This window comes from Fodinibacter luteus (assembly GCF_039541575.1).
GTDB lineage: Bacteria > Actinomycetota > Actinomycetes > Actinomycetales > Dermatophilaceae > Fodinibacter > Fodinibacter luteus.
Genome location: NZ_BAABGM010000023.1, coordinates 1 through 514, shown reverse-complemented (window position 1 = coordinate 514; position 514 = coordinate 1). Strand labels below are relative to the sequence as shown.

Here is a 514-nt window from a genome sequence, read left to right as displayed (position 1 = left end):
ACGTCACCCTCACCGCCCAGCTCACCCTGGGCATCCCCGTCATCACCGGCCCCGACGCCCAGACCGCCCGCGACACCGCCACCGCCACCGCCCAGCACACCACCGAGCACACCCAGAGGGCCGACGAGGGCCCGACCACCACCGAGGCACCGACCGGCGACGAGGCCCCGCCCGACCAGGCTGACCAGACCGCGACCGGCGACGAGCCCGCGACCCGCGACGAGGCCCCGCCCGACGAGGCTGCCCACGCCGCGAGCATCGACGAGGCCGCGGCCGGCCACGAGCCCGCAGCCGGCGGCGGCGGCGCGGGTCGGCCGTGGGCGCCCGCGGTCGGCGGTCAGGGGCTCGGCGCGGCGTTTCGGATCTCGGCCGCCCTGGACGGGTGCGAGATCCCGGGCATCGGGTTCATCGACGCCGAGACCATCGAGGCGCTGCTGTCCACCGTCCCCCTGCAGGTGGGCCGGGCCCTGCTCGACGCCCGCACCGGCACCCTGCTGGAGACCACCAGCACCGC

Annotated in this window: 1 protein-coding gene; it reads left to right on the top strand. The window is 77.6% G+C overall.

All coding sequences use genetic code 11. The features are described from left to right. Positions 1-514, top strand: a 514-nt coding sequence (locus tag ABD899_RS16170; RefSeq protein WP_345207873.1) for a hypothetical protein, incomplete at both ends; no start/stop codon positions are given.